2 protein-coding genes and 1 pseudogene are annotated in these 2,691 nt (G+C 62.7%); 1 reads left to right on the top strand and 2 read right to left on the bottom strand.

Translation table 11 applies throughout. The annotated features are described in order from the left end of the window. Nucleotides 1–64: 64 nt before the first annotated feature. The gene (locus tag JMJ56_RS32885; protein ID WP_202836082.1) at nt 65–1,033 is read right to left on the bottom strand and encodes a hypothetical protein; all 969 of its coding nucleotides are present in this window, start codon (nt 1,031–1,033) and stop codon (nt 65–67) included. A 158-nt stretch (nt 1,034–1,191) separates the two neighbouring features. Between JMJ56_RS32885 and JMJ56_RS32880 the strand changes: the two genes are divergently transcribed. Continuing rightward, complete coding sequence (locus JMJ56_RS32880; RefSeq protein ID WP_202836081.1) at nt 1,192–1,482, top strand: helix-turn-helix domain-containing protein; 291 nt, start codon at nt 1,192–1,194, stop codon at nt 1,480–1,482. A 33-nt stretch (nt 1,483–1,515) separates the two neighbouring features. On the opposite strand, the pseudogene JMJ56_RS32875 reads toward JMJ56_RS32880, so the two are convergent. Further along, nucleotides 1,516–2,652 (bottom strand): annotated as a pseudogene (locus JMJ56_RS32875) (IS701 family transposase); the annotation flags it as partial. Nucleotides 2,653–2,691: the final 39 nt, after the last annotated feature.

Here is a 2,691-nt window from a genome sequence, read left to right as displayed (position 1 = left end):
AGCCATGATCCGCATCAGCCTCGGCGCCCTCCTGCTCCGCCGCATCGCCCACCCCTAACCATTCTCAAACGGGGTCTAAGGAGCGATCAAGACCATAAGAGCTTGGCTTGCTATCACCCCGGTCTGGCGATGTCGCGGTAGGTTCATCCACGAAGTCAGCACTGTCGTTGGTGAGCCGAAGCCGCCCGCGCCTCCACACGTCCGGACCAACCGGCCGGGTCCACACTTGCTGCTCTCCAGGCCATGGCTTTGGCGTCTCCGTGAGTGGTCCTCGCAGACCGACATCAATGCGCCGCGCTTGTATTCCTCGTTTGACGATCTTGCCATCGGCATCGACTAAGTTGGCACCATCGACTCGCACTGGCTGTCCGTCGAGAAGGCGAATCAAAGCTTCGCCTCGCCGCTCGACGGACTCTCTGAGGGCCCGCTCTGCATCCATTTGCTTGAAAAGTTGGGCCAACTGCTCAGGTCGCTTATTTTCCTTAGACGCATCCGCTACATCTACAACGCTGAGAAAGAATTCTGCAGCTTCAACTGCCACCTTTCGTTGGCGGACTTCCTCACGAACTTCCTCCAATGTGCAAATCTCTGGGCCGTACCATCCGCTTGCGACGACGATCAAGCTGCCGGTGCTTTGCTGCCGAACTGCCCACAGAGTGGTAGGATCCGTTGGAAAGTCAGTTGCAACCTCAAGCCTACTAACCAAATGCCATCCATTCGAAGTCGCCGCACCTAATGCGTGTTCCCCTTTACCTCCTTCACGGCGGCATAACTCCGCTACGGCTTCGGCCGCTGCAGCCTGGCACGGTGTCATATCCGATGCCATAATCCTGCTCAAGTTTTTGCCCTCACGTTGGATAAGTTTATCAGTCGTCTCTGCAGCAACGGCGTATAGGTTTGACTTGCGGCAGTGTCCGTCGACCATACCGATCAACGATCTCTCCCTGGCCGTCGTTGATACTGCTAAAGTCGGCGAACTCGTTATCGAGAAGTGTGATGCGATGCTCAGCAGCATCGAGGCGAAGTTGCGCATTACGCACTTGTCCTTCCAACTGCCGCACAAATAGACGGAGGGCGAAGATGTCTTCTTCCACGGACATACCGTTCTCCATGACAGGAGCGCTCCAATGGCGCCGGTTTGTGGAGTATACTCCGTGGTAAAAAACTCTTCAAGACCGTGCCTTGTGGCGGATGGATATCCGCGAGATACTGGCCTCGAACCTTCGGCTCGCAAGGCGTGCTAAGGGTTTGTCGCAAGAGGAACTGGCGTATCGCGCTGAGATCGATCGCACGTATGTCAGTGCTCTTGAGAGATCTCGCTACGCTGTTAGCATCGACGTCCTTGCCCGTCTCGCTCGAGTTCTCGACGTCGAGGCTGCCGATCTGCTGAGACGCCAGTCAGCACCTGCGAAAAAATTTGGCTTAGGGGCGGGTACCTCAAACCGTAAGCAACTCCGGCAGCCACCCCAGCGAAAAGACTAACACTACCTGGGCAGTTTAAAGTCAGGCGGCGGCCTAAGCTTGCGCCGGCAGTGCGGACATCGGATTGGCGTGACGAGGTCGGCGAACAGCCGCGTCATGATGGCGCGGCGCAGAGCCGGCAGGCTCGGCGATGGTGGCGGTCCCGGAACCTGACCCGGCATTTTTCCCCGACCCCGTCGAGCGCTGCCCGGCGAGGCGAAGGTGCTGCAGATACGCAAAGGCGATGCAGGTCATCAGCGCGTGTCGGTGCAGCCCGGTCCACGATCGACCCTCGAAGTGCCCGAGGCCCAGCTCCTGCTTCAGTTGCTGGTGCGCTTGCTCGCAGACCCAGCGTGCCTTGATGGCGGCCGCCAGGGTGCGGAGCGAGGTCCGTGGCGGCAGATTGGAGAGGTAGTATTTGCGCTCGCCGCTCGAGCGCCACTCGCCCACCAGCCACACCTCGTCGCCCGGCAGGTGCCGGTTGTTCGCCCAAGTCTTGCCGTCAGCAACCCGCACGCGCGTGGCCGCGAACTTGGCCGCGAGAGGACCCCTGCTGCCCAGCCGCCAGGTCACCCGACGCCAGGATAGCCCAGCCAGCACCGCCTCAGCCTCTCGGGGCTCCTGATCCGGCACCGGGCGCCGCTTGCGGCCTATAGGCGGGACCAGCTGAACATCGGCGCCGTAGACCTTCTGGTTGCGCGGGATGCCCACCGCCCAGGTCAGGCCCCGCTCGCTCAAGCCGGCCCGAAAGGCCGCGCTCGCGCCATAGCTCGCATCGGCCAGCACCAGGCCAAACCGCACAGGGGCCGCGATGAGCCGGTCCAACTCGGCCAGCGCGATCGCGCCCTTGCTGCGGGCCACCACCTCCGCTGCCGGCACGCCGGCCGCGGCGCAGCGTTCGGGATCGGCCGTCCACTCCTCCGGCAGGAACAGCCGCAGGGCGACAGGCACCGGCACCTCGGCGCCCGCCAGGGTCAGCGAGACCAGCACCTAGCAGTTAGCTCGCTTGCCGAGCTGGCCGCAGTACTGCCGCGCCACGCCGACCGAGAGCGTGCCCTTCTTTGGCAGGGCCGTGTCGTCGATCACCAGCGCCGCCCGCGGCCCGCCCACCAGCCGGTCGGCCTGCTCGGCCAGCACCCGCCATAGCGGCGCAGTCCGTGTTGGCTGGCTGCAGTTCGAGGTCGAGCAGCGAACCGTGCTTGTCGCAGACCACGAACAGCTTCACACCCA

Origin of the sequence: Belnapia arida (assembly GCF_016773205.1) — a bacterium.
Taxonomy (GTDB): Bacteria; Pseudomonadota; Alphaproteobacteria; order Acetobacterales; family Acetobacteraceae; genus Belnapia; species Belnapia arida.
Note: the sequence above shows the minus strand (reverse complement) of the source record. Positions and strands in the feature narration are given on the sequence as shown.